We start from the raw sequence: 25,592 nt of genomic DNA, 5'->3' as shown, positions 1-25,592 counted from the left end.
GCTGAACTCGGCCGCCCCATCGATGTTCCCATGTGCAGTGGTTTGTCAGGGATGGGCTAACGTTTGAAGTAGCTCGCCTGCAACGCCGTCCGAAGGAAGAGAGCCGACGTGAACCTGATCCTATCGCCATTGAACCTGAGCAAAGCCAAGGCCTGGAGCGCCCATGCGGTGACCTCCAGCGGTGTCATTCTCGCGCTGCTGGCGCTACTGGCGCTGGTGGACAACCGCCCCCAGGCCTGCCTGCTGTGGCTGGGCGTTGCGCTGCTGGTAGATGGGCTGGACGGCACCCTGGCGCGCAAGTTCGACGTCAAGGCGGTGCTGCCGCACTTCGACGGCTCTACTCTCGACCTGGTGATCGACTACCTCACCTATGTCTTCATTCCCGCCATCTTCATCTACCGCTACGTGCCGTTGCCGGTACACACCGAACTGCTCGCGGTGGGGGTGATCCTGGTGTCCTCGCTGTTCTGCTTCTGCAACGTCAACATGAAGAGCAAGGACAACTATTTCGTCGGCTTCCCGGCGGCCTGGAACGTCGTTGCGGTGTACTTCTACGTGCTGGCCCTTAACCCCTGGGTGAGCTTCGTCACTGTGCTGGTGCTGGCGGCGCTGACGCTGACCCGGATGAAGTTCCTGCACCCGTTCCGCGTCCGCCAGTTCATGCCGCTGAATATCGCCGTCACCTTCGTCTGGATGTTCAGCAGCGCACTGCTGATCCTCCAGCAGCCGGTCGACCAGCCCTGGCTGCTTGGCCTGTGGTTCGCCGCGTCGGCCTACTTCGTCGGCGTCTGCGTCTGGCGCACGGCGATGGAATGGTTCCACTGATCGTCCCGGATTCGCGGTCGTCATCCATCCAGAATGGCGGGGAGCGAAGCGATACCCATCGATAGCCGTGCACACGAGCCGCATGGGTATCGCATTACGCTACTGCACCCTTTCGGATCTCCTGCGCCTGCCGCCCCAACAGCCTTTGCCTGAACGCGCCCGGCGTCTCCCCGCAGAGTTGCTTGAACAGCCGTGCAAAGCTCGCCCGGTCGGCATAGCCGATGTCGCTGGCGATGCGCTCCAGCGAGCGCGCCGGATCGCCCAGCGCCTCCTGCGCCGAGGCGATGCGCAGGCGCTGCACATAATCGTTGGGCGTCATTCCCAACTGTTCGCGGAAGCGCCGCAGCAAAGTCCGCGTCGAGCAGTGCACGCGTTGTGCCAGGGCCGACAGGTCGAACGGCTGGGCGTAGTTGTCGTCCAGCCACTCCAGCAGCGGCGCCAGCGGCGAACCCTCGGGCAGCGGGTCGGGCAGCAGCGGCGTGAAGCGTCGCTGGCGGCCACGGCCATGCTCGAATACCAGGGTGGCCGCGGCGCGCCGTGCCAGCGCCGCGCCGGCGTGGCGTTCTATCAGATACAGGCACAGGTCCAGCCCGGCCTGCGCGCCGCCGGAGCAGAGGCGGCCGCCGTCGTCGGTGCACAGGGCGTCGATATCCAGCTCTACCTGTGGATAACGTTCCCGGAAGGTCTCTTCCAGCGCCCAGTGAGTGGTGGCGCGGCGGCCATCCAGCACGCCGGCCTCGGCCAGCAGGAAGGCGCTGCTGCACAGGCTGCCCAATTGGACGCGCGGCGGGCTGCGGCGTAGCCAGGCGAGCAGGGGCTGGTTGGCGGCGATGGTGGCGGCGACGTCGGACCCGGTGGCGGGAATCAGCAGCAGGTCGCACTGTTCGGCGAGTTGCAGGTCGCCTTCCACTTCGATGCGGCCGAAGGAAAGCTCCACCGCCGCGCCACTGGCGCTGACACGGTGCACCTCGAACAGCCGCCGGCCGGCGAGCCGGTTTGCCAGATGGAAGGCGTCCATCGCCAGGCCAAGGCTCGAACACAGGGTTTGCGGGCAGACGAACAGGGCTATCCTGAACATGGCGTCTCATTGCAATGTTGGCGATATCGATCATAATTTTGTCGATATTGCCAATCGTGTCCAGTCGTGGCGCCATCGATACTGCGCTCCACCCTTGCGCACGAGCGCCACCATGACCCATCCGAACGCCCAGCTCATAGAACGCTTCTACCAGGCTTTCCAGCGCCTCGATGGCGAGTGCATGGCCGCCTGCTACAGCGCCGACGCGCAGTTCAGCGACCCGGTGTTCCCCGCTCTGCAGGGCGCACAGATCGGCGACATGTGGCGCATGCTCAGCAGCCGCGCCAAGGATTTCTCGCTGAGTTATGCCAGCATCGAGGCCGACGGAGACCGTGGCCGCGCGCGCTGGGTGGCGTCCTACACCTTCACCCGGACCGGGCGGCGGGTGGTCAATCACATCCAGGCACAATTCGAATTCCGCGACGGCCTGATCTGCCGGCACGTCGACTCGTTCGACCTGTGGGCATGGTCGCGCCAGGCCCTCGGAGCCAGGGGAATGCTGCTGGGCTGGGCGCCTCCGGTGCAGGCCGCGATTCGTGCGCAAGCCGCCAGCGGGCTCGCGAGCTACCGCGCACAACGGGAGGCGAAGGCCTGATGGCATGCTGCCGGGCTCGCTCGCGAGGGACGGATAGGCTTAAATGACAGGCGACTCCGAGCAGGACGCCGCCATGATCACTCTTTTCCAGTTCCCGCCCGCCTTCAACGTGCCGAACGTCAGCCCCTTTTGCCTGAAGCTGGAGACCTTCCTGCGCCTGGCCGGGCTGGAGTATCAGGTCAAGCACGTCCAGGATCCGCGCAAAGGTCCGAAGGGCAAGCTGCCGTTCGTGACGCTCGACGGCAAGCCCATCGCCGACACAGCGATCATCATGCGCACGCTGCAGCAGTACTACGAATTCGACCTCGACGCCGGGCTCGACGCCCGTGGCCGTGGCTGGGCTGTGTCGATCACTCGCCTGTGCGACGAGCATCTGGTGCCGTTGCTGGTGTACTTCCGCTGGCTCGACGAGCCGGGCTTCCGCCAGGTCAAGGACGTGATGTTCCGCGGCATTCCCGCGCCGTTGCGGCCGGTGGCGGGTGTCGTCATGCAGCGCAAGATCCGTGGCGACCTCAAGGGCCGCGGGCTGATGCGTCACAGTCGCGACGAACTGCTGAGTTTTGCCCGTGACGACCTCGAAGCGCTGGACGGGATGCTCGGCGACCTGCCGTACTACGGCGGCGCCCAGCCCTGCAGCGCCGACGCGGCTGCCTACGGAGTGCTCGCCAACCTGGTGTTGAGCACGCTGGAAACCCCGCTCAACGACATGGCGCGCAGCTACGAGCGTCTTGTGGCCTACTGCGAGCGCATGCAGGCCCGGGTCTGGGCTTCGTGACCGCCGCAACCGCCAAGCCCTGGTTCGTCTACCTGGTGCGCGCCGAAAATGGCGCGCTCTATTGCGGCATCAGCGATGACCCGCAGCGGCGCTTCGAAACCCATCGGTCCGGCCGTGGTGCGCGCTTCTTCCACTCCAGTCCGGCACAGGCGCTGGTCTATGTCGAGGCCTGCCCCGGCAAGGGCGACGCCCTGCGCCGCGAGCGGGCGATCAAGGCGCTGACCAAGAAGGCCAAGGAGCGCCTGGTACATGACAGTTCGGCCATCAGTGCCGTGGATGTCGCCCTATCCGGGAGATGAGGTAGGCCGCCGCCTTCGCGCGGGTTAAGCTGCCGGTCCACTCTCCGGCCCTTGGAGCCCGTGATGTCCGAGTTGATCCTGCACCACTATCCGACCTCGCCCTTCGCCGAAAAGGCGCGCCTGATGCTGGGCTTCAAGCAGCTTTCCTGGCGTTCGGTGACCATTCCTCCGGTGATGCCCAAGCCGGATCTGATGGCCCTGACCGGCGGCTACCGCAAGACACCGGTGCTGCAGGTCGGTGCCGACGTCTACTGCGACACGGCGCTGATCGCCCGCCGCCTTGAGCAGGAAAAGGCCGTTCCGGCGCTGTTCCCCGAGGGCCGGGAATTCACCGTCGCGGCCTTCTCCCAATGGGCAGACTCGGTGATCTTCCAGCATGCCGTCAGCCTGGTGTTCCAGCCCGAGTCCATCGCCCTGCGCTTCGGCAAGCTGCCGCCGGAGTTCCTCAAGGCGTTCGTCGCCGACCGCAGCCGGCTTTTCAGCGGCGGCACCACGAGCAAGCTGCCGGCGGAGCAGGCGAAGCACCAGTGGCCGGTCTATGCGGCGCGCCTGGAAGAGCAACTGGGCCGCGAAGAGGGCGACTACCTGTTCGGCGAACCTTCCGTCGCTGACATCTCCCTGGCCCACTGCCTGTGGTTCCTCAAGGGCACGCCTGTCACCGCGCCGCTGGTGGACGACTATCCGGCGCTGAGTGCCTGGCTCGACCGCGTGCTGGGCTTCGGCCACGGCGCAGCGAGCCCGATGAGCGCGGAAGACGCCATTGCCGTTGCCCGCGACAGCCAGCCGGCGGCATTGCCGGACGAGGCGTTCGCCGATCCCAATGGCTTCCAGCCCGGCCAGCACGTGGTGATCGCCGCAACCGACTACGGTTGCGACCCGGTGCACGGCGAGTTGCTGCATGCCGGCCGCGAGAGCCTGATCCTGCGCCGCGAAGACCCGCGGGCCGGTACTGTCCACGTGCACTTCCCACGGCTGGGGTTCAGCATCCGCCCGGCCTGAACCCGGCAGGCCCGGGGCACTGCCGCGTCACCGGTGTACGCAGGCGCGGCAGGTTCTCGGCCATCTCCCTGAAATGCTGCAGGCGCGCGTAGCAGAGCGCCATTTCCCCGCTGTTGCTGTTGTACCAGGCATCCGGTGCGCCGCAGGTGACCAGCCGCAGCGTGAGCGGCCGAGGTGGGCGGAACTCGTGGAAGACGCTGTTGACCAGATGCATCGATGGGCATCGCTGCGCTCCACTTATCCTGCGAAGATCTTCACCTGTCAGGAACGAGCGTGTTCGCGAACCGCCTGTACCCACAAAAAAGCCCATCGGACGATGGGCTTATTCATTTCAGTGGCCGTCAGTTCTTGCGGCGCTTGAGCTGGTCGTGCAACTGGGTCGGCAGGCCGCGGATGATCAGCATGTCGCGTTCCTCGTCGTACTCCACCTTGCTGCCCAGCAGGTGCGCTTCGAAGCTGATCGACAGCCCTTCGGCGCGGCCGGTGAAGCGGCGGAACTGGTTGAGGGTGCGCTTGTCCGCCGGGATTTCCGGCGACAGGCCGTAGTCCTTGTTGCGGATGTAGTCGTAGAAGGCGCGCGGCGCCTGGTCGTCCATCAGCTCAGAGAGTGCGTCCAGGGCCATCGGCTCGCCGATCTTCGCCTGGCTGGTGGCGTAGTCCACCAGCACGTCGGTCTTCTCGCGGGCCTGTTCTTCGGGCAGGTCCTCGCTCTCCACGAAGTCGCTGAACGCCTTGAGCAGGGTGCGGGTTTCGCTCGGGCCGTCGACGCCCTCGGTGCAGCCGATGAAGTCGCGGAAGTAGTCCGAAACCTTCTTGCCGCCCTTGCCCTTGATGAACGAGATGTATTGCTTGGACGTCTTGTTGTTGCGCCACTCGGAAATGTTGATCCGTGCGGCCATGTGCAACTGGCCCAGGTCGAGGTGGCGCGACGGGGTGACTTCCAGCGACTCGGTCACCGCCACGCCCTCGCTGTGGTGCAGCAGGGCGATGGCCAGGTAGTCGGTCATGCCCTGCTGGTAGTGGCAGAACAGCACGTGGCCGCCGGTGGAGAGGTTGGATTCTTCCATCAGCGTTTTCAGGTGCTCCACCGCCTGCACCGAGAAACCGACGAAATCCTTCCCGCCATCCAGGTACTCGGTCAGCCAGCCACTGAACGGGTAGGCGCCCGACTCACCCTGGAACAGGCCCCAGGCTTTGTTCGGCTTGGCGTTGTAGCTTTCGTTGAGGTCGGCCATGAGGTTCTCGATGGCCTGGGAGTCGCCCAGCTCGGCTTGCCGCGCGTGCAGCGTGGCGGGGTTGCCGTCGGGCTTCTTGTCGATCAGGTGGACGATGGCGTGGCGAATCGGCATGGCGGACCCGGAAGTTCAGTGCCGGCCGCGCCGCCTGCATCGAAGCGGCGGCGGGGCGGGCGGAGGATTGGAAAACGCCAGAGTTTACCCGACCCGGCGATGGGATGCGCGACACCGATCAGTCCGCCACTGGCAGCGGCCCCTCGTCGCGCTCGCGGCGGTTGCGCCGTAGCTGGCGCAGGCGGCGGATCACGTAGTTCAGGTGCAGGTGCAGTTCGTACAGCTCGTTGTAGTACGACAGCGGCACCTCGACCTTGGCCAGTTCCGCCTCCAGTTGCTCCAGGCGTTCGATTTCCGTGCTCAGTTCGGCGCTGCCGGTGCACTCGTCCAGGCGCCGGTCGATCTCGCGCAGGTAGCGGTACCAGCGGTAGATACGCGCGCGGATGCGCCAGCGATACAGTGGCCCGATGGACTTCATCAGCGGGATGAGTATGGCGATGAAGGGGATCAGCAGGATGATGTAGCGGTCGGCCAGCGAGGCGATACGGAACGGCAGGAAGCGTTGCAGCAACGGCAGGCCGCTCTTGTAGTAGCGCTCGGCGTCGCTTTGTAGCGTCAGGGTGCGCGGCTCGGCACTGGGGAAGGCGCCCGGCGGGTCGAGCAGCGTGCCGCCTTTCATCACTTCGCGGGCGGCTTCGAGGATCAGGGGCGTCAGCGCCGGGTGGAAGTCGTCGTTGATGACCAACGTGGCCACCGGCGAGAGCGTCGCCAAGTCCTGCTCGGGGACGTTCTGTGCCAGGTTCAGCAGCCCTTCGCTGACCTCCACCCGCTTGAGGAACGGAATCCGCGCCTCGTAGGCATGGGCGCGGCGGAAGCCTGCCAGCTTCAGTTCCGGGCTGGCCGCCAGGCGCTGGATCAGCGGGTTCTCCGCCGGGCCGACGAAGAACGCCGCGTCAAGCTCGCCGGCCAGCAGCTCGTTGGCCACCGCGTTGCCGCCGCGCGCCTGCCAGGTCGCCGGCAGCGACTCGCCGGGGATGCCGTTGGCCTTGAGGATCGCCTCGGTCACCGCCCCGGTGCCGCTGCCTGGCGTGCCGATGGCCAGCCGCAGCGGCAGCAGGTCGGCGACACGGTCGATGTTCACCTCGCGGCGCTGGAACAGCCACAGCGGCTCCTGGAACATCGCTCCCAGGCTGTGCAGGCGGGCGCGCTGGGCCGGTTCCAGTTGCTGCTCCTGGCCGCTCTGCACCAGCCCGATGTCCACGCCGTCGCTGCCGTCCAGAAGCTTGTCGAGGTTCTGCTTCGAGCCTGCGGTTCGCACCAGCTTCAGCTCGAAGCCCTGCCTGGCCAGTTCCTCCTTCAGGCGTTCGGCGAATACCGCGTAGCCGCCGCCCGGCGCGCCGGTGGCGATGGTTGCGCTCATCGGCGGAGGCGGTGCGACGAAGTAGAAGACCGCCGCCACCAGCGCAGCCAGCACCGGCACCAGCCAGAGGTTGGCGCGCACCAGGATGGCGAGGTCCTTGAGCATGTTGATAAGGCGTTGCATGGGGAGTCCTTGTTGAAACCTGCATTCCTGAAAAGATAGCCAGCCTGCGCGTGCGTGGCCGGCGAATCCGCCGGGGCGGGGCGGAAGCCGCTATCATCCCTGCCTTTGGCACACGGCTTCGGATTTCATCGGCATGCGCATTCTCCACACCTCCGACTGGCACCTGGGCCAGCACTTCATGGGCAAGAGCCGCGAGGCCGAGCATCAGGCGTTCTGTGCCTGGCTGATCGAGCAGGTACGCGAACGCGAGGTGGACGCGGTGATCATCGCCGGCGACGTGTTCGACACCGGCGCACCGCCCAGCTACGCCCGCGAGCAGTACAACCGCTTCATTGTCGATTTGCGCGAGACCGGTGCGCGGCTGGTGGTGCTCGGTGGCAACCATGACTCTGTGGCCATGCTGGAGGAATCCCGTGGTTTGCTGGCGTGCCTGGATACCCAGGTGATCGCAGCCGTCGGGGCCGATCTCGATGCGCAGTTACTGGTGCTTGCGCAACGTGACGGCCAGCCCGGCGCCATCCTCTGCGCGATCCCGTTCATCCGCCCGCGCGATGTGCTCACCAGCCAGGCCGGGCAGAGCGCGCAGGACAAGCAACTGGCGCTGCAACAGGCGATCCAGGCGCATTATCGGCAGCTCTTCGAGCGTGCCGAGGCACAGCGTGCGGCCCTGGGACGGCACCTGCCGATAATCGCCACCGGGCACCTGACCACCGTTGGCGCCAGCGCCAGCGAATCGGTGCGGGAAATCTACGTCGGCAGCCTCGAAGCCTTCCCGACCAGTGCATTCCCGCCGGCTGACTACATCGCCCTGGGACACATCCATCGACCCCAGAAAGTGGCGGGGCTGGAGCACATTCGCTACAGCGGCTCGCCCATCGCGCTGAGTTTCGACGAGGCAACCCAGGGCAAGGAAGTGCTGCTGGTGGACCTGGATGACAGCGGCCTGCGTGGTATCACCGCGCTGCCGGTGCCGTGTTTCCAGCCGATGAAATCGGTATCCGGCAGCCTTGCCAGCCTGCCCGCCGAACTGGAGCGCGCAGCCCGCGATGGCAGCACCGAGCGGCCGGTATGGCTGGAGGTGCTGGTGCATACCGACGACTACCTCAGCGACATCCAGTTGCGCGTCGAGAAACTTTGCGAAGCGCTGCCTGCCATCGTCCTGCGCACCCGCCGCGAACGCGGCACGGCGCAGGCCTCGCTGTTCAGCCAGACGAAGGAGACGCTGGACGAGCTCAGCCCGGAAGACGTGTTCCGCCAGCGCCTGGATGCCGAGGATCTGGAGGCGCCGTTGCGCGAACGGCTGACCGGGCTGTACCGGCAAGTGGTCAGCGAACTGCAGGAGGAGCGCCCGTGAGAATCCTCAGCCTGCGACTGAAGAACCTCAACTCGCTCAAGGGCGAGTGGAAGATCGATTTCACAGCCGAGCCCTTCGCCGGCAATGGCCTGTTCGCCATCACCGGCCCCACCGGCGCTGGCAAGACCACGCTGCTCGACGCCATCTGTCTCGCGCTTTACCACCGCACACCGCGCATGAGCGTGCTGTCGCAGAGTGGCAACGAGCTGATGACCCGGCACACCGCCGACTGCCTTGCCGAGGTGGAGTTCGAGGTGAAGGGCCAGCCCTACCGTGCTTTCTGGAGCCAGCGTCGCGCCCGTGACAAGGCCGACGGCGCGTTGCAGGCGCCGAAGGTGGAACTGGTGCGGATCGACCGCGCCACGGGCGAAGGCAAGATCGTCACCGAAAGGATCAACGACAAGCTCAAGTACACCGAGACTCTCACCGGACTCGATTTCGAGCGCTTCACCAAATCCATGCTGCTCGCCCAGGGAGGCTTCGCTGCGTTCCTCGAAGCCAGTGCCAACCAGCGCGCCGAGTTGCTGGAGGAACTCACCGGCACGGAGATCTACGGGCTTATTTCCCGGCGCGTATTCGAGCGCACCCGTGAGGTGCGCAGCGCGCTCGACCAGTTGCGTGCACGCGCCGAGGGTTTCGAGCTGCTCGGCAATGAGCAGCGCGAGGCCCTGGAAGAACAGGCGCGGCAGGCGGTGCTCCAGGAAGCCTCGCTGCAGGGCCGGCAGATCACTCTGCAAGCCCAGCGCCGCTGGCGCGAAGACCTCGAACGTGCCGAGCTGCTGGCTCGACAGGCTGCTGAAAGGGAGGGCGAAGCCCGCCAGGCGCTCGCCGATGCCCAGCCCGACCTGCAGCGCCTGGCCGCCAGCGAACCCGCCGCTCGCCTGCAGCCGCTGCATCAGGCCTGGCGCGCCAGCCAGGACGACGTGGCGCAAGACCTCGCCGCGCTGGAGGACAACCGCACCCAGCAGGCTCTTGCGCGGCGGCAGATCGCCGAGGCGCTGTGGGGCGCCAGGCAGTCGGCGCAGCGCTTGAGCGACGCCCGCCAGGCCGAGTCGAGTGCGCTGGGCGAACAGCGCCAGGCACTGGAGGCGCGCCTTGCCCGGCAGCCGCAGCGTGCCCGGCTGGGTGAGCTGCTCGGCGGCTGGCGCGCGCAGTTCGTCCAGCGCGACCGCCTGGCTGCGAGTATCGCCGAGGGCCAGCGCCAGTCCGAGCTGGCCGTGGGAGCGTTGGGCGATGCCGAAGCGCGTCGCGCGACGCTGCTCGCCGCTGTCGGCGCCTGTGAGCGGCGGCTGGGCGATGCACGGCGGCACGAAGCCGAATGCCGTCAGTCGCTCGATGGTCTGCTGGCCGGGGCGACCGAGGCGCAACTGCGTGAGCGCACGCAGCAGATGCAGACGCTGGCGCGTGGTTTCGATCGCCTGGAGCAGATCGCCCGGGAACGTTCCCAGGCTGTTGCGCAGGTCGCTCGCTGGCAGCCGGAACTCGCCACGCTGCGACAGCGCAAAGGCGAGCGCGATGGCGCCATCGTCGCCTTGCGTGAGCGCTACAAGTCGGTGCAGCAGCAGGTCGCCGACAAGGAGAGGCTCTTGCAGCAGGAGCAGCGCATTCACCAGCTCGAACACTGGCGCGCGCAATTGCAGCCGGGTGAGGCGTGCCCGCTGTGCGGCTCCCACGAGCACCCGGCGGTGGCCGCGTACCAGGCGCTGGATGTGTCCTCGACTCAGGCGGCGCTGGAACGCAGCCGGCAGTCGCTGGCGGAACTGGAGGCCCAGGGCATTGCCCTGCGCGGCGAGCTGGCTGAACTGGATGCGAGGATTCTCCAGGGCCAGCGACAGCTCGACGAAAGCGAGGCCACGCTGCGCCAGCAGCAGGACGCCTGGCAGCAGCAGTGCGTGATGCTGAACCTGGCAATGGCGGATGAGGCGCAACTGGCAGCCGAGCGCCAGCGCCACGAGCTGGAGCTGGTCGGTTTGCAGCAGCAACTGGCTGCGCTGGAAACGCACAAGACGCAAGTGCAGGATGCGCTTCAGGCGCGGGTCGATGCTGAGCGCGCGCACAGCGAGGCAACCCAGCAACTGGCACTGTTCGAGGGCGAGCAGCAGTTCGCCCGGCAGCGTCAGGACGAGCGCGCGCAGCAGCTTGTCGCCCAGCGCGCCGAGTTGCAGCAACAGGAGCAAGCGCTGGCCGATGCACTCTCCGGGTTGGGCTACACGCTACCGGACGACAGCGAGCAGTGGCTGGCCGAGCGCACGTCGGAGTGGCAGGGCTGGCAGCAGGATCAGCAACTGCGCCAGCAACTGGCCGACGCCGAGCGTGATGCGGCCCAGGCCGCGACGATGGCCCGTGACCTCGCGCAGCAGTGGCAACAGCGCTGGCAGGCGGCCGGCTTCAAGGCACTGGCGGAGCTGCCGGCAGGCGACGATCCGCAGGCGGCGCTGCTCTCCGCTGAATCCCGGCTGAGCACCGCGCAGCGCCAGGCCGACGCCTTGCTGGGGAGCGAGCAAACCCTGCTGCAACGCCTAGAACAGGAGCAGGTGCGCCTTGCGCAATGTCTGGCCGCCTGGCAGCAGGCGTTGGTGCAGAGCCCGTTCGCCGACGAGGCCGCTTATCTCGCGGCACTGCTGGACGACACCCAACGCAGCGAACTCGGCGCACTCAAGCAGCGCCTGGAGAACGCCATTACCGAAGCCGTGACCCTACGTGCGGCGGCGTTGCAGGATGTCGAGCGCCTGCAAGCCGAACCGCATGGCGAGCTGTCGCTGGAGGAACTGAGCCAGCAGTTGCTGAGCCTCAACGCCGAACTGCGTGAGCTGGGCCAGCGCCAGGGCGAAATCCGCGCTCAACTGCAGGGCGACGATGCTCGCCGCGCCAGTCAGCAGAGCCTGTTCGAGGAGATCCGCCAGCAGGAAGAAGAACACGATATCTGGCAACGCCTGAACAGTCTGGTGGGGTCCGCCGATGGCGCGCGCTACCGGCGCTTCGCCCAGGGCCTGACCCTCGATCACCTGGTGCATCTTGCCAACCGCCAGTTGCAACGCCTGCATGGCCGTTACCAGTTGGCACGGCGCGATGACGGCGAACTGGAGCTGGAGGTGATCGACACATGGCAGGGCGACACCGCGCGCGATTGCAAGACGCTGTCCGGCGGCGAGAGTTTCCTGGTCAGCCTTGCACTGGCGCTGGCACTTTCCGACCTGGTCAGCCACAAGACCAGCATCGACTCGCTGTTCCTCGACGAAGGCTTCGGCACGCTCGATGGCGAGACGCTGGAGGTGGCGCTCGATGCCCTCGACAGCCTCAACGCCAGCGGCAAGACCATCGGCGTGATCAGCCATGTGGAAGCGCTCAAGGAGCGCATTCCAGTGCAGTTGAAGGTGCGCAAGGGCGTGGGCATGGGCTACAGCGAACTGGATGCACGTTTCCGTTTCACTCCGGAGAAGAACTGATGGACCAACTGCAGGTACGACACGCGGCGGCAGCCGACATGCATGACTGGATCGCCCTGCGCCTGGCACTGTGGCCGGGGGATCACGCGGCGCAGTTCCGCGACGATGCCGCGGACATCCTCGCCCAGCCGCAGCGCTACTGCGCCTTTCTCGCCCGCGACCGCTCCGGTGCCGCGCTGGGGCTGGTGGAGGCGGCGGTGCGCACCGATTACGTGAACGGCACCGAGCATTCGCCGGTGCTGTATCTGGAAGGCATCTACGTGGCCGAGCGGGCGCGCCGGCAAGGTATCGCCAAGGCATTGGTCCGCGCGGTGCAGGCGTGGGGCGTTGCGCGCGGCTGTCTGGATTTCGCCTCCGATGCGGCGCTCGACAACCATGCGAGCCATGCCTTGCACCGGGCGCTGGGATTTGTCGAGACCGAGCGCGTGGTGTTCTTCCGCAAGGCGCTGGACGATTGATCCGGGTCATGGGGAACGCCTGCCGGCCATTGATGTCGACTTGCAATCGACGCTGAGCGATATAGGCTCAAAACCGCGTTAGCCAGCCACATCCCGTACGGGAAGGCACCCACAGGTACTGTGATCTTTCGTAGAGGTGATTTGTGATGAAGAAATCCGCATCGGCTCCGAAGAAGCCTGCCGCGGCAAAACCCGCAGCGAAGCCGGCTGCGAAAGCGGTCGCCAAACCCGCTGCCAAGCCGGCCGCAAAGGCGGCAGCCAGCAAACCCGCCGCCAAGCCCGCTGCGCGTCGCGCACCGGCCCTGGCTACTCCTTCGGACCTGAGCAAGGACGCCACGCGAGATCTTTCCGCAGCGCTCAACCGTCTGCTTGCCGACGTCTTCGCGCTGTACCTGAAGACCAAGAACTTCCACTGGCATGTCAGCGGTCCGCATTTCCGCGACTACCACCTGCTGCTGGACGACCACGCCACCGAAATCTTCGCGATGACCGACGCCATCGCCGAACGCACCCGCAAGATCGGCGGCAACACCATTCGCTCCATCGGCCACATCGCCCGTGACAAGCGCATCCTCGACAACGACGCCGAGTTCGTGCAGCCGCTGGACATGCTGGCCGAGCTGCAGGAGGACAACAAATCGCTGACCTCCTACATGCGCGAGGTCCATGACCTGTGCGACGAGTACCACGACATCGCCACCGCCAGCCTGATCGAAAACTGGATCGACGAGACTGAGCAGCGCACCTGGTTCCTCTTCGAGACCAGCCGTCGCGGCGACAATACCGGGCACTGATTTCCCGCCCATGAAAAAGGCCGTTTCTCCTTCCGGGGAAACGGCCTTTTTCATGGGGTGCGTGGTTCTATTCCTGAGGCTTCTTCAGCTTTGGGTTGGGGAAGAACTGCACGCTCTGGACCTTCGGGTCGGCGGGCTTTTTCAGCGCGCTGTCATTCACCCGGGTGGGCAACTCCCTGGGCACCGACTGGCCCTGCGCGTTGAGGGTGTCGACATAGCCGCAGGCCACGCATTCGCGATGCGGCACACCGTCCTCTTCCCACATGACGATCTTGTCCTGCTCGCTGCACGCTGGGCATACCGCTCCGGCGATGAAGCGCTTCTTCACTTCGCTCATCACGCTGCCTCCTCGGAAAGGCCCGAGTGGCGCAGCAGTGCGTCGATGGACGGCTCGCGGCCACGGAAGGCCACGAACAGCGCCATCGGCTCCTGGGAGCCGCCCTTGGCCAGGATCGCCTCGCGGAACGCGGCGCCGGTCGCCGGGTTGAGCACACCTTCTTCCTCGAAGCGCGAGAAGGCGTCGGCGGACAGCACCTCGGCCCACTTGTAGCTGTAGTAACCGGCTGCGTAACCGCCGGCGAAAATGTGCGCGAAGCTGTTGGCGAAACGGTTGTACGCCGGCGGACGCATCACCGCGACTTCATCGCGCACGCTTTCCAGTACGTCGAGGACGCTGCGGCCGTCGCCGTGGGTGGCATGCAGCTCGAAATCGAACAGCGAGAACTCCAGTTGGCGGACCATCATCAGGCCGGACTGGAAGTTCTTTGCGGCGAGCATTTTTTCCAGGAGGTCCTGCGGCAGCGGCGCTCCGGTCTCGAAGTGGCCGGAAATCAGCGCGAGGCCGTCCGGCTCCCAGCACCAGTTCTCCATGAACTGGCTGGGCAGTTCGACGGCATCCCAGGCCACGCCATTGATGCCGGAGGCGCCGGCGTGTTCGACGCGGGTGAGCAGGTGGTGCAGGCCGTGGCCGAATTCATGGAACAGGGTGGTGACTTCATCGTGAGTCAGCAGCGCCGGCTTGCCATTCACCGCCGGGGTGAAGTTGCACACCAGGTAGGCCACCGGCGCCTGCAACTCGCCGCCCGCGGTGCGGCGACGGTCGCGCGCGCCGTCCATCCAGGCGCCGCCACGCTTGTTGGCGCGGGCGTAGAGGTCGAAGTAGAAGCGGCCGACGTGCTGGCCGTTTTCCTCGATCTCGAACAGGCGAACGTCCGGGTGCCAGCGCTCGAAGTCGCTCAGCTCGCGGATCTGGATGCCGTAGAGCTTCTGCACGATGGCGAACAGGCCGGAGAGCACTTTGTCGATCGGGAAGTAGGCGCGCAGGGCCTCCTGGGAGACGCTGTAGCGCGCTTCGCGCAGCTTCTCGCCGTAGTAGCTGGCATCCCAGCTCGACAGGTCCGGGCAGCCCTGTTCGGCGGCGTAGGCCTTGAGCTGCGCGAGATCCTGTGCGGCGAACGGCTTGCTGCGCACGGCCAGGTCGCGGAGGAAGTGCAGGACCTGCCCGGGCGACTCGGCCATCTTGGTGGCCAGCGACAGCTCGGCGAAGTTCTTGAAGCCCAGCAGTCGTGACAGTTCCTGGCGAAGGTCGAGGATTTCCTGCATCACCGGGCCATTGTCGTTCTGCCCGGCGTTGGGGCCCTGGTCGGAGGCACGGGTGCAGTAGGCGGCGTAGACTTCTTCGCGCAGCGCGCGGTCTTGCGCGTAGGTCATCACCGCGTAGTAGCTGGGGAATTCCAGGGTGATCAGCCAGCCGTCCAGCTCCTTGGCTTGGGCGGCGGCCTGCATCTGCGCCTTGGCCGAGTCGGTCAGGCCCGCCAGCGCGGCTTCGTCGGTGATGTGCTTGGTCCACGCCTGGGTGGCGTCCAGCAACTGGTTGGAGAAGCGGCTGCCCAGCTCGGACAGGCGCGTCTGGATCTGGGCGTAGCGCTGCTGCTGATCGGCCGGCAGGTCGATACCCGACAGGCGGAAGTCGCGCAGGGCGTGTTCGAGGATGGTCCTCTGGGCGATATCGAAATTCGCCGCCTCGGGGCTTGCGGCCAGCGATTCGTAAGCCTTGAACAGCTCGCGGTTCTGGCCCAGTTCGGTCCAGTAGGCGGACAGCAGCGGCAGGCAGCCTTCGTAGGCTTCGCGCAGCTCGGCGCTGTTGCACACGGCGTTGAGGTGGCTGACCGGGCTCCAGGCCTTGCCCAGGCGGTCGTGCAGCTCGTCCATCGCCAGCACCAGCCCGGCCCAGGTCGGGGTGCCGTTCTGCTGGGCGAGGATGCGCGCGATGGCGGCGCGGTTGTCGGCGAGGATCTGCTCGATGGCCGGCTTCACGTGTTCCGGGCGGATGGACGAGAAGGGCGGCAGGTCATAGCTCTGCAGAAGAGGATTCGCGCTCACGGTGGCACCTTGGTTGAAGAAACACTCGGCCATCTTAAATACAATCTGGCCGGCACGCAGCTTGATGCTTACGTTGGGAGAGCAGTTATCGTGACGATTAGAACCTATCAGGGCAAAACGCCAGCGCTGGGCGAGCGCGTGTTCGTCGACGCCAGCGCCGTGGTCATCGGCGACGTGGAGATCGGCGCCGACAGCTCGGTGTGGCCGCTGGTCACCATTCGCGGCGACATGCACCGGATCCGCATCGGCGCGCGTACCAGCGTGCAGGACGGCAGCGTGCTGCACATCACCCATGCCGGGCCGTTCAACCCGGATGGCTTCCCGCTGACCATCGGCGACGAGGTGACCATCGGCCACAAGGTGCTGCTGCACGGCTGCACCATCGGCAGCCGCATCCTGGTGGGCATGGGCTCCATCGTGATGGACGGCGCGGTGATCGAGGACGAGGTGATCCTCGGCGCCGGCAGCCTGGTGCCGCCGGGCAAGGTACTGGAAAGCGGCTTCCTCTACGTCGGCAGCCCGGTGAAGAAGGCCCGCCCGCTGACCGACAAGGAGCGCGCCTTCTTCGGCTATACCGCCGGCAACTACGTGAAGCTCAAGGACCAGCACATCGCCGAGGGCTATGAGCAGTAGCCGTTCCGTCCGGAACAGCCGCTCGGCGAATCAGTGCTCGCCTGGCGGCTGGCTCTGCCAGAAGGTGGAGAACTCCTCGAACGGGTAGCGCTTGCCGTCGTAGCTGACGGTGGTGCGCACGGTTTTCGCCGCGCCGATGTCCTCGCCCTGCTCCTCGCGCTGCACCTTCGAACTGACGACCAGGTCGGCGAAGCCGTGGTGGCTGTCGTTGCCCATCGCCAGGGTGAGTTGCGAGCGCTCGATCACGACACGTCCGCCGGTGCCGCAGACCACGCCTTCCAGCGTCGTCCATTGCCGCAGATAGGTGCGGAACACCTCGTTGAGCCTGTCGCCCTGGGGCGCGTAGAGGCTGAAGTCGTCGTAGGACCAGGCGTCCGGGCAGCTCGCGCCGCGCGCCACGCTGCCGATGATCAGGCCGAAGCCGCGCACGTCCGGCGCCAGGCGATAGCGCGCGGTATCGATCCACAGGCTGGCGCTATCGATCTCGACCATCGCGTCTTCTTCGATGCTGCCGTCGAAACGGGTACGCAGCGTGCCGCTGGTGCTGTCCAGTTGTCCTACCAGCAGGCTCAGGCCGCGTTCGCCGGGCTCGGCGCTGTCGCCGGCCTCGGTATAGGCGACGGCGACCACTTGCAGAGCCGGGTCGTCCGGCCAGGGTTTGCAGGCGGCGGCGACCACCGGCGTCGCCGCGCCGGACTCCGGCGCCTGCCAGCCCGTCTGGCCGAGCAGCTTCGCCAGCGCCTGCAAGGTCTCGCCGGCGCACGGCTGCTGCGTGCGTTGCGCCGCGCCGGCACCGCTGGCGGCGAGGGCCAGCAGGGCGGCGCAGGTCCATTTCCCTATGGGGTGCATCGGTTGCTCCTGTGTGGGGCTCAGCGGCCTTCGCTGTCCTTCCATCGGTTCATCAGGGTGTTCGAGACAAGGCTCTCGTCGAGCAGCTTCTTCGCTGTCTCCACGCCGGCCACCGGCAGTCCGGCGGGGTCGAGCAAGCCGATCTGCACCAGCACGCTGGCCTGGTCCCAGTAGATGTGTTCGTGGCACAGCTTGTCGCCACGGAAGCGGATCACGCCGAGCATGGGGATTTCCACGTACTTGCCGGTAGGCGGCACGCCGGGAAGCATCCAGTCGATTTCGGTGCTGTGGGTGAAGCACATGACGAACTCGTCCACTACCTGCAGCGCGCCGACGGTGCGGGAGATCGGCACCAGCTTCATGTCCGGCGGATTGCCGTGGACGAAGTGGTTGCGGTAGAAGCGCGCCAGTTCATCCTGGCCGACACCGCCGGTCATGGTGGGAATATGGTTGACGTAGGGCTGGGCGACCATCGTGGCCATCGTGGCGGGGACGTCGCGGGCGGCGAATTCATGGTGAATGTGGTCTTCCCACAGCTTCGACAGGTCGAAGTCCGGGCCGATCTCGCGCTTGAGCGCGCCGATGCTGCGCTCATGGGCCATCAGCGCGGCGGGCTTGTCGAAGTGCATGCCGTTGGGCCGTGCGAAGGCATGGTCGACGCCGGGATAGCTGTAGATTTCCGCCTTCGGCAGTTTGCCCAGGACCTCGCCGATGGCAGCGCGGGCGTTGGCGTCGCAGTAGACATCCTGCTCGGCGAAGTGCAGCACCAGGCGGCCCCGGATGTTCTGCGCCTCGTCGAGCAGGTGCTCGATGCCCATGCCGTAGTAGCCCACCGAACAGGCGGCGTCGGTGCGCGCGGCGGTGAGGTAGGCGAGCTTGCCGCCCAGGCAGAAGCCGACATAGCCGATACCGCGATCGGCGACTTCCGGGAAGGCGCGCAGGGCGTCCATTGCGGCGGCGATGTCGTCCACGCCCTTGTCCACGTCGAAGCGCTGGAACAGCTCGATAGCCTGGCCGAATTCGGCCTCGCTGTAGCCCAGTTCCAGGTTTGGCTGCAGGCGCCAGAACAGGTCGGGCACCAGTGCCACGTAACCTTCCTCGGCATAGCTGTCGGCGATGCTGCGCATGTTGGCGTTGACGCCGAAGATTTCCTGGCCGATCACCACGCCGGGGCCGTGCCCGCTGGCCGGTACGGCGAGATAACCGCTGAAGCTGCCACTGCCGTCACGCGCGGCGATGCTGATGCTCTTGCCCATGTTTGTCTGTCTCCAGGCTCGTTGTGGTGTTGTTCTGGCGCCGCATAGGGTGCGTGCTGGCGCGCCGCCTGCCAAGTGGTCGATGGTGCGATGGCGGTTGACAGTGCGCCGCCGGGAGGCCACAACTCGGCTTCGAACGCAAGGAGGAAGCCCATGACGCAGCTGCGCGCCCAGCTCTCGACGCTGTTGATCATCGATATCCAGGAACGCCTGTTCCCGGCCATTCACGACAATGAGTCGGTTCTCGAACACAGCGCCTGGTTGCTGGCCATCGCTCGCCGCCTGGGCGTGCCGGTGCTGGCCACCGAACAGTATCCCAAGGGCCTGGGGCCGACCCTGCCGGCATTGCGCGACGGACTGGCAGAGGCCGAGGTGCTGGAGAAGATCGCCTTTTCCGCTGTCGCCGACCCCGGCCTGTTGCAGATGCCCGGTGGCGAGCGCCGGCAGTTCGTGGTGGGCGGAACCGAGGCGCACGTCTGCGTGTTGCAGACTGTGCTCGGGTTGCTTGCGGAAGACCGCGAGGTGTTCGTGGTGGAGGAGGCGGTGGGGTCCCGCCAGCCGCGCGACAAGGCGCTGGCGCTCAAACGCATGCGCCAGGCCGGCGCGGTGATCGTCTCGCGGGAGATGGTTGCCTTCGAGTGGCTGGAGCGAGCCGGGACCGAGTCCTTCCGCGAGATCAGCAGGCAGTTCATTCGCTGAATGTTGGTCGGCGTTCTTCAGCGGGTGACGAACAGGCGCCCGCCGAGAACATCGAGGAGTACCCGCAGCTTCAGCGGCATGCGCCGCCCCGCGGGCCACAACGCATGGAAGCTGCCCCGGTGCACCGTATGCCCGGCCAGCGAGCCTGGTTTTGCTGGCGCTGTTCATCGTCCTCGAGCGCCCGTTGCTGGAACTGCCGCTGTTCGCGCGCTGGCGATTCGTTGGCGTGCAGCTTGTGGCGGCATCGCCCGCGTTCGCTTATGTCGTGCTGATCGTGCTGATGCCGGGGCGTTTCATCGGTATCGAAGGGCAGAGCGCGCTGCAGGCCGGCTGGGTCATGCTGGCGCTGTCGGCGCCGTTCCTGGCGGCGCTGCTGGCCCGGCATTCCAGCGCGGGCGTCACGCTGTTGGTGGCTGCGCTGGTCTATCTGCTGCTGGGCCGCCAGCGCATCAGCGGCGGCGGTGTTCGGGCTCCAGGAAGGTCCAGGCGACGAAGCGGCTCTGCTTCTGCCCCTGGGCCATGTCCACGGTGCGGATGGTGATGGCGCCGGCCTTCTTCAGTGCACGGCGGAATTCGTCGAGGTTGCCGGCCTTGGACACCAGCGAGCTGAACCAGCGCACCTGCTCACCCACTTCCGCGCTTTCCGCCGCCAGCTTGCGCAGGAAGGCGATTTCTCCGCCTTCGCACCACAGCTCGTTGCTTTGCCCGCCGAAGTTGAGCGTGGGCAGTTTGCGCGATGGGTCGAGCTTGCCGAGGTTCTTCCACTTGCGCCGGCTGCCGCTGCTGGCTTCGTCCGGCGAGGCGTGGAAGGGCGGGTTGCACAGCGTTGCGTCGAAACGTTCATCGGTGCCGAGCAGGCCGTGGAAGATGTGCCGCGGGTCGTGCTGCAGGCGCAGTTCGATGGCTTCGTTCAGGCCCGGATTGCCGTTGAGGATGGCGCGGGCGGAGGCCAGGGCGGCTGGCTCGATGTCTGAGCCGAGGAAGCTCCAGCCGTAGTCGCGATGGCCGATCAGCGGGTAGATGCAGTTGGCGCCGACGCCGATGTCCAGCACGCGTACATCCGGTCCGCGCGGCACGTTGCCGCCATTCTCCTCGGCGAGCAGGTCGGCCAGGTAGTGCAGGTAGTCGGCGCGGCCGGGAATCGGTGGGCAGAGGAAGCCGGCGGGGATGTCCCACTGGGCGATGCCGTACTGCATCTTGAGCAGCGCACGGTTGAACACGCGTACTGCGTCCGGGTTGGCGAAGTCGATGCTCGGTTTGCCATAGGGGTTGGTAATGACGAAGCGCCGCAGCTCCGGGCTGCTGTCGATCAGTGCCGGGAAGTCGTAGTGGCCCTGGTGCCGGTTGCGCGGGTGCAGCAGGTTCGGCCGCTTGGCGGCGGGGTCGCGCAGCGCGGTGGCGGGTTTGGCGGCGGGGCGTTTCGGGGGCTTGGGCATGGCGGACGGCGAAGCTGGAAGGCGGGCGGCGATTTTCCCACAGTTGGGCGGGCTGCGCCTCAGCCGAGCAGCACGTCCGCCAGTTGGTCGAACAGCAGGCAGCACAGCAGCAGGGGCAGCGGCAGGCCGAGCAGGGTGCCGAGCATATAGGGCGCGAAACCGATGCCGGAGAGCGCCAGGCTGTAGTTGAGCGTCGGCGAGGTGATGAAGGCCAGGCGCAGGAGGAACACGCTGCTGGCCGGGCGCAGGTCGAGATGGCTGAACACCGCGCGGGTCAGGCGATTGTTGAGCAGGCGCAGGCCGTTGCCGCCCAGCGCACGTACTACCAGGAAGGTGAAGCCGCAGGAGACCAGTGCCGCGACATAGGTGATCAGGCCGCCCCACAGCTTGCCCAGGGTGACCACCGCGGCGGCGAGGAACAGCAGGCCGGGAATGTGCAGCAGGTTGCCCAGGGCGAACAGCAGGACGAACAGCAGCAGGCCGCTGAGGCGGTTGTCCTGCAGTTCGTTGCGCAGGTAGTCGAAGCTGAACTCCTGGTGCAGTCCGCTGGCGCGATAGAACGCCACCAGCACGCAGGCGAAGGCGGCCAGGACGATCAGGCGGCGGAAGCGCCACAGCAGTGGGAAGGGCGAAGGCATGTGGTTGTGCTCAGGGATACTGCAGAACGCCCTTGATCTGCGAAAGGTGTGCGGCGATCCAGCGTGGATCGATGGCGCCCCAGTCGCGGATGCGGTAGTGCCCGGCGTTGTTGCGCTCGCCATCGTGCTGCTCGAAGGCGCAGTCGATATCCAGGTCGGCCAGCGCAGCCAGGGTGTCCTGGGCGGTGCGCCGTGGCATGCCGGTGGCGTCCATCAGGGCCGGAACGCTGGTGGCGGCGCCGCTGTCGATCAGCCAGGCGACGTAAAGGCGGCGGTAGAAACTGCTTTTGGTCTTGCTCACTTCCATCGAGACATTCCTTGTTGGGCTGCTACAGCGGCAATAGCCAGGGTACCAGCAGAACGCTGACGATCATCACCAGAATCGTGAAGGGTACGCCAACCTTGACGAAATCGCCGAAGCGATACCGTCCCGGCCCCAGCACCAGGGTGTTCACCGGCGAGGAAATCGGGGTCATGAAGGCGGCCGAGGCGGCCAGCGCCACGATCATTGCGAAGGGCTGTGGCGATGCGCCGAGCGCCTTGGCGGTGGCGATGGCCACCGGAGCCATCAGCACGGCGGTGGCGGTGTTGGAGATGAACAGCCCGGTCAGTGCGGTGAGCAGGAACAGGCAGGCGAGGATGGCATGGGGGCCGGCGTCGCCCAGCAGGCTGACCAGGCCGTTGACGGCCAGGTCGATACCGCCGGTCTTCTGCAGGGCGAGGGCGAAGGGCAGCATGCCGACGATCAGCAGCAGGCTCTGCCAGTGGATGGAACGGTAGGCGCTGTCCATGTCGATGCAGCGGAACGCGCCCATCAGCAGGCAGGCGATCAGCGCGGCCATGACGTTGGGCACTAGGCCGCTGACCATCAGGATCACCATCACCGCGAGGCTGAACAGTGCGTGCGGGGCCTGGCTGATGGCGGGCGCCGCTTCGTCCACTTCCGCCGGCAGGCTGAGTACCAGGAAGTCGCGGCCGCGGGTCTGCAACTGGCGGATATCCTTCCAGGCGCCGATCACCAGCAGCGTGTCGCCGACCTTCAGCTTCGCGTCCAGCATTCCCTCCACCAATGCCTCGCGGTTGCGTCGCAGACCCACGACGTTGAGCCCGTACTGGCTGCGGAAGCCCAGTTCCAGCACGCTCTTGCCCAGCAGCGCGGATTCCGGCGGCAGCGTCACTTCGGCCAGCCCCACTTCGTGGGCGCGCTCGGTGAAGTAGTCGCCCTGCAGGCTCAGTGGCTCCAGGCCGTATTCGTGGTACATGCCGAGCAGGTCGCTGCGCTCGCCGTAGATGTCCACCAGCAGCACGTCGCCGGCGTGCAGGACGACGTTGGCGCCGGGGCCGAGGATCTTCAGGCGGAAGTGGGTCATGCGTTCGATGGCCACCACATTGGTGCCGGCGCGGGCACGCAGTTCGACATCGCCCAGGCTCATGCCCACCAGTTGCGAATCGTTGCGGATGCGCAGGCGGCGTTCGCGGCCCGCCAACTGATAGTCGCGGATCAGGTCGCGGAAGGTCCGGCGCTTGGCGTTATGGCCGGCCTCGTCGTCATCACCGCCCAGCCAGCGGCGCGCCACGAGCATGTAGCCGACCCCCAGGGCGAGCACGACCAGGCCGAAGGGCGTGAAGCTGAAGAAGCTGAAGCCCTCGGCACCTTCGCGCACCAGTTCGCTGTGCACCACGACGTTCGGCGCGGTGGCGACCAGGGTAAGCATGCCGCTGATAAGGCCGGCGAAGCTCAGCGGCATCATCAGCCGGCGAGGGGAGACATGCAGGCGCGCGGCGATGCTCAGCACCACGGGAATGAAGATGGCGACCACCCCGGTGGAGCTCATCACCGAGCCCAGCCCTGCCACCGCGAGCATCAGCAGCACCAGCAGGCGGGTTTCGCTGGCGCCGGCGCGGCGTGTCAGCCATTCGCCGATACGGAAGGCGACCCCGGTGCGCACCAGGGCCTCGCCGATGACGAACAGCGCGGCGATCAGTATCACGTTCGGGTCGGCGAAGCCGGCCAGCGATTCCTGGACGCTGAGCACCCCGGACAGCGGCAGGGCGACCATCACCAGCAGCGCGACGACATCCATGCGCGGCCGGTTGACGACGAACAACGCCACGGCGGTGGCGAGCAGGAACAGGACCCAGATCAGTTGCAGGCTCATGCGTTTCCCTAGCTGAAGAGCCTGTTTACGATCTGTTGCGCGTCGGCATAGCTGCGTTAAAACAGGCTCGGATTGCTCATTTACAGTTCGTAAACTCCGCATCCTCGCCTGTTTCTGCCTTGTTCTGCTCTAGCTCGCAAGATTGCAAACAGGCTCTGAGAGCGGCCGGCATTGTGCCCGGGCGAGGGACACAATGCCTTGATCCGATGCAGCTTAGCGAAGCCGGCGAGCCTTTGGGGCTCAGTTGAGCCGCGCTTGCGGGGTGATCTGCCGTGGGTCGGTGCGCAGTTCGATCAGCGCCGGCATGCCGCTGGCCTGGGCGCGCAGGAAGGCAGCGGCGAAGTCCTCGGTGCGCTCGACCAGTTCGCCGTGGGCACCGAAGGCCCGGGCGAGGGCGACGAAATCGGGGTTGTGCAGTGCGGTGGCGGATATACGCCCCGGATACTCGCGCTCCTGGTGCATGCGGATGGTGCCGAGCATGCCGTTGTTGACCACGATGACGATGAGCGCTGCACCGAACTGCACGGCGGTGGCCAGCTCCTGCGGGTACATCATGAAGCAGCCGTCGCCGGCGAAGCACACTACGCTGCGGTCAGGGTCGCGCAGCTTGGCGGCAATCGCGGCGGGGAAGCCATAGCCCATCGCGCCGTTGGTGGGGGCGAGTTGGCTGCGCGGGCTGCGGTAGCGGTAGAAACGGTGCACCCAGACGGCGTAGTTGCCGGCGCCGTTGCTGATCACCGCGTCGTCGGGGAGGGTCTGGCTGAGGTGGTGCACGACCTGCGCCAGGTCTACTCCGTCCAGCGGCACGGGCGTTTGCGCCGCAGTGGAGTAGGCGAGGTAGTCGGCCCGTGCGGTGCTGGTCCATTGCGCCCAGGGCCGTTCGGCGAGCGGTTCGAGATCGGCCAGGGCGGCGGCGATCTGCGGCATGCCGGCCTGGATCGGCAGGTCGGCCCGGTAGACCCGGCCTAGCTCACTGGCGTCTGCGTGCACATGGATCAGTGCCTGCCGCGGCTGCGGGCTTTCCACCAGGGTGTAGCCGGCGGTCGGCGTTTCGCTCAGGCGCGAGCCGAGCACCAGTAGCAGGTCGGCATCGCGGACGCGCTCGGTGAGGCGTGGCGAGGCGCCGAAACCGAGCTGGCCCACGTAGTGTTCGTCGCGGTTGTCGAACAGGTCCTGGCGGCGGAACGATGCTGCCACCGGCAGCCCGTTGGCCGCCGCGAAGCGCTGCAGCGCCTTGCAGGCTTCGGCGTTCCAGCCGGTGCCGCCGACGATCAGCAACGGGCGCTCGGCCCTGGCCAGGCGCTCGCGCAGTTCGGCCAGCGCGGCGTCCGCCGGGGCGCTGGCGATGGTGCGCGCGGGTGCGCAGTCGGCCACCGTGGCGGTGCCGAACAGCACTTCCTCCGGTAGGCCGATGACCACTGGGCCGGGGCGCCCGGACTGGGCGACGGCGAAGGCGCGGGCGACGATTTCCGGTATGCGCCGGATGTCGTCGATCTCCGTGGTCCATTTGGCGAGGCTGCCGAACATCTGCCGGTAGTCGACTTCCTGGAAGGCTTCGCGGCCCTTGAAGGCGCTTTCCACCTGGCCGATGAAGAGGATCATCGGTGTCGAGTCCTGCATCGCCGTGTGCACGCCGTTGGCTGCGTGGGTGGCGCCCGGCCCGCGGGTGACGAAGCAGATGCCGGGCCTTCCGCTCAGCTTGCCGTAGGCGTCGGCCATGTTCGAGGCGGCGCCTTCGTGGCGGGTGACGATGGTGCGGATGCTCCGCGCGTCGTGCAACGCGTCGAGCACCGGCAGGTAGCTTTCGCCGGGGATGCAGTAGACGGTATCCACTGCGTGCTGCAGCAGGGCATCGACGAGGATCTGGCCGCCATTGCGGAGCGGGGTCTCGGACATGGACATCGGGTTCCTGGTGGGTGGAAGCGGGACGCTGCGGTGCGCTGATCTTCGAACAACTGCCACGGGGAACCAAGCGAGCATTCTTCGGGAGGTCATTCCGCCGTGGAATGAATCAGCCGCAGCGAGCGGGCGGGCGCGACGACGAACCGCGCTGGCATTTCCCCGGCGTTGACTATGGTTGATGCA

At 66.7% G+C, this 25,592-nt stretch carries 25 protein-coding genes; 12 read left to right on the top strand and 13 right to left on the bottom strand.

Going from position 1 to position 25,592, the window contains the following annotated elements; genetic code table 11:
• Positions 1-108 precede the first annotated feature (108 nt).
• Positions 109-825 (top strand): phosphatidylcholine synthase, encoded by a 717-nt coding sequence (gene pcsA, locus OU419_RS22335; protein WP_254470572.1) that lies wholly within the window; start codon positions 109-111, stop codon positions 823-825.
• Between the two features lie 94 nt (positions 826-919).
• Here pcsA and OU419_RS22330 read toward each other — a convergent pair whose 3' ends face one another.
• Positions 920-1,903 (bottom strand): GlxA family transcriptional regulator, encoded by a 984-nt coding sequence (locus OU419_RS22330; RefSeq protein ID WP_254470573.1) that lies wholly within the window; start codon positions 1,901-1,903, stop codon positions 920-922.
• A gap of 112 nt (positions 1,904-2,015) precedes the next feature.
• Here OU419_RS22330 and OU419_RS22325 point away from each other — a divergent pair, with 112 nt between their 5' ends.
• The 4 genes from OU419_RS22325 (at position 2,016) to OU419_RS22310 (ending at position 4,571) form a co-directional block, all read left to right on the top strand.
• Positions 2,016-2,498, top strand: coding sequence for a nuclear transport factor 2 family protein (locus OU419_RS22325; protein WP_254470574.1), 483 nt, complete (start codon positions 2,016-2,018; stop codon positions 2,496-2,498).
• A gap of 73 nt (positions 2,499-2,571) precedes the next feature.
• Entirely contained in the window at positions 2,572-3,273 is a 702-nt protein-coding gene (locus tag OU419_RS22320; protein ID WP_254470883.1) for a glutathione S-transferase C-terminal domain-containing protein, read from the top strand.
• The gene (locus tag OU419_RS22315; RefSeq protein ID WP_254470575.1) at positions 3,270-3,572 is read left to right on the top strand and encodes a GIY-YIG nuclease family protein; all 303 of its coding nucleotides are present in this window, start codon (positions 3,270-3,272) and stop codon (positions 3,570-3,572) included. Before OU419_RS22320 ends, OU419_RS22315 begins: the two co-directional genes overlap by 4 nt.
• A 63-nt stretch (positions 3,573-3,635) precedes the next feature.
• Positions 3,636-4,571, top strand: coding sequence for a glutathione S-transferase family protein (locus OU419_RS22310; protein WP_254470576.1), 936 nt, complete (start codon positions 3,636-3,638; stop codon positions 4,569-4,571).
• On the opposite strand, the gene OU419_RS22305 is transcribed toward OU419_RS22310, so the two are convergent.
• The 3 genes from OU419_RS22305 to OU419_RS22295 form a co-directional block, all read right to left on the bottom strand.
• Positions 4,552-4,785 carry a DUF4344 domain-containing metallopeptidase gene (locus tag OU419_RS22305; RefSeq protein ID WP_254470577.1) on the bottom strand — a complete coding sequence of 78 codons (234 nt, stop codon included), beginning with the start codon at positions 4,783-4,785 and terminating at the stop codon, positions 4,552-4,554. The genes OU419_RS22310 and OU419_RS22305 overlap by 20 nt on opposite strands.
• 127 nt (positions 4,786-4,912) lie before the next feature.
• Positions 4,913-5,920, bottom strand: a complete 1,008-nt coding sequence (gene yejK, locus OU419_RS22300; protein WP_254470578.1) for a nucleoid-associated protein YejK — start codon at positions 5,918-5,920, stop codon at positions 4,913-4,915.
• Between the two features lie 118 nt (positions 5,921-6,038).
• A complete protein-coding gene (locus tag OU419_RS22295; protein ID WP_254470579.1) occupies positions 6,039-7,403 on the bottom strand; it encodes a TAXI family TRAP transporter solute-binding subunit in 1,365 nt (454 codons plus the stop codon).
• Between the two features lie 133 nt (positions 7,404-7,536).
• On the opposite strand from OU419_RS22295, the gene sbcD reads away from it, so the two are divergent.
• The 4 genes from sbcD (at position 7,537) to OU419_RS22275 (ending at position 13,455) form a co-directional block, all read left to right on the top strand.
• Positions 7,537-8,757, top strand: a complete 1,221-nt coding sequence (sbcD, locus tag OU419_RS22290; protein WP_254470580.1) for an exonuclease subunit SbcD — start codon at positions 7,537-7,539, stop codon at positions 8,755-8,757.
• Positions 8,754-12,203, top strand: a complete 3,450-nt coding sequence (locus OU419_RS22285; protein WP_254470581.1) for an AAA family ATPase — start codon at positions 8,754-8,756, stop codon at positions 12,201-12,203. The genes sbcD and OU419_RS22285 overlap by 4 nt, the downstream gene beginning before the upstream one ends.
• 38 nt (positions 12,204-12,241) lie before the next feature.
• Complete coding sequence (aac(6'), locus tag OU419_RS22280; RefSeq protein WP_408004964.1) at positions 12,242-12,661, top strand: aminoglycoside 6'-N-acetyltransferase; 420 nt, start codon at positions 12,242-12,244, stop codon at positions 12,659-12,661.
• A 146-nt stretch (positions 12,662-12,807) separates the two neighbouring features.
• On the top strand, positions 12,808-13,455 hold the full coding sequence (locus OU419_RS22275) for a Dps family protein (RefSeq protein WP_268172238.1): 648 nt from the start codon (positions 12,808-12,810) through the stop codon (positions 13,453-13,455).
• A 67-nt stretch (positions 13,456-13,522) separates the two neighbouring features.
• Here OU419_RS22275 and OU419_RS22270 read toward each other — a convergent pair whose 3' ends face one another.
• Entirely contained in the window at positions 13,523-13,792 is a 270-nt protein-coding gene (locus tag OU419_RS22270; protein ID WP_254470583.1) for a YheV family putative zinc ribbon protein, read from the bottom strand.
• A complete protein-coding gene (gene prlC / locus OU419_RS22265) occupies positions 13,792-15,837 on the bottom strand; it encodes an oligopeptidase A (RefSeq protein ID WP_254470584.1) in 2,046 nt (681 codons plus the stop codon). Before prlC ends, OU419_RS22270 begins: the two co-directional genes overlap by 1 nt.
• A 90-nt stretch (positions 15,838-15,927) precedes the next feature.
• On the opposite strand from prlC, the gene OU419_RS22260 reads away from it, so the two are divergent.
• The gene (locus OU419_RS22260) at positions 15,928-16,470 is read left to right on the top strand and encodes a gamma carbonic anhydrase family protein (RefSeq protein WP_254470585.1); all 543 of its coding nucleotides are present in this window, start codon (positions 15,928-15,930) and stop codon (positions 16,468-16,470) included.
• Between the two features lie 30 nt (positions 16,471-16,500).
• Here OU419_RS22260 and OU419_RS22255 read toward each other — a convergent pair whose 3' ends face one another.
• Both OU419_RS22255 and OU419_RS22250 read right to left on the bottom strand, forming a co-directional pair.
• Positions 16,501-17,319, bottom strand: coding sequence for a PA3715 family protein (locus OU419_RS22255; RefSeq protein WP_254470586.1), 819 nt, complete (start codon positions 17,317-17,319; stop codon positions 16,501-16,503).
• Positions 17,320-17,339: 20 nt separating this feature from the next.
• The gene (locus OU419_RS22250; RefSeq protein ID WP_254470587.1) at positions 17,340-18,575 is read right to left on the bottom strand and encodes a dienelactone hydrolase family protein; all 1,236 of its coding nucleotides are present in this window, start codon (positions 18,573-18,575) and stop codon (positions 17,340-17,342) included.
• Between the two features lie 153 nt (positions 18,576-18,728).
• Here OU419_RS22250 and OU419_RS22245 point away from each other — a divergent pair, with 153 nt between their 5' ends.
• Positions 18,729-19,274: a hydrolase gene (locus OU419_RS22245; RefSeq protein ID WP_254470588.1), complete on the top strand. Its 546-nt coding sequence runs from the start codon at positions 18,729-18,731 to the stop codon at positions 19,272-19,274.
• Between the two features lie 151 nt (positions 19,275-19,425).
• The gene (locus OU419_RS22240) at positions 19,426-19,815 is read left to right on the top strand and encodes a hypothetical protein (protein ID WP_254470589.1); all 390 of its coding nucleotides are present in this window, start codon (positions 19,426-19,428) and stop codon (positions 19,813-19,815) included.
• Here OU419_RS22240 and rlmF read toward each other — a convergent pair.
• The 5 genes from rlmF to OU419_RS22215 form a co-directional block, all read right to left on the bottom strand.
• Positions 19,724-20,710, bottom strand: a complete 987-nt coding sequence (rlmF, locus tag OU419_RS22235) for a 23S rRNA (adenine(1618)-N(6))-methyltransferase RlmF (protein WP_254470590.1) — start codon at positions 20,708-20,710, stop codon at positions 19,724-19,726. The genes OU419_RS22240 and rlmF overlap by 92 nt on opposite strands.
• A 59-nt stretch (positions 20,711-20,769) precedes the next feature.
• Positions 20,770-21,348, bottom strand: coding sequence for a VTT domain-containing protein (locus OU419_RS22230; protein WP_254470591.1), 579 nt, complete (start codon positions 21,346-21,348; stop codon positions 20,770-20,772).
• A gap of 10 nt (positions 21,349-21,358) precedes the next feature.
• On the bottom strand, positions 21,359-21,655 hold the full coding sequence (locus tag OU419_RS22225) for a winged helix-turn-helix domain-containing protein (RefSeq protein ID WP_254470592.1): 297 nt from the start codon (positions 21,653-21,655) through the stop codon (positions 21,359-21,361).
• A 22-nt stretch (positions 21,656-21,677) separates the two neighbouring features.
• Positions 21,678-23,507, bottom strand: a complete 1,830-nt coding sequence (locus OU419_RS22220; protein WP_254470593.1) for an SLC13 family permease — start codon at positions 23,505-23,507, stop codon at positions 21,678-21,680.
• 240 nt (positions 23,508-23,747) lie between these two features.
• A complete protein-coding gene (locus tag OU419_RS22215; RefSeq protein ID WP_254470594.1) occupies positions 23,748-25,403 on the bottom strand; it encodes a thiamine pyrophosphate-binding protein in 1,656 nt (551 codons plus the stop codon).
• Between the last annotated feature and the right edge of the window lie 189 nt (positions 25,404-25,592).

The sequence above is a fragment of the Pseudomonas triclosanedens genome, assembly GCF_026686735.1.
GTDB lineage: Bacteria > Pseudomonadota > Gammaproteobacteria > Pseudomonadales > Pseudomonadaceae > Pseudomonas > Pseudomonas triclosanedens.
This window is presented reverse-complemented; position numbering and strand designations above follow the sequence as displayed.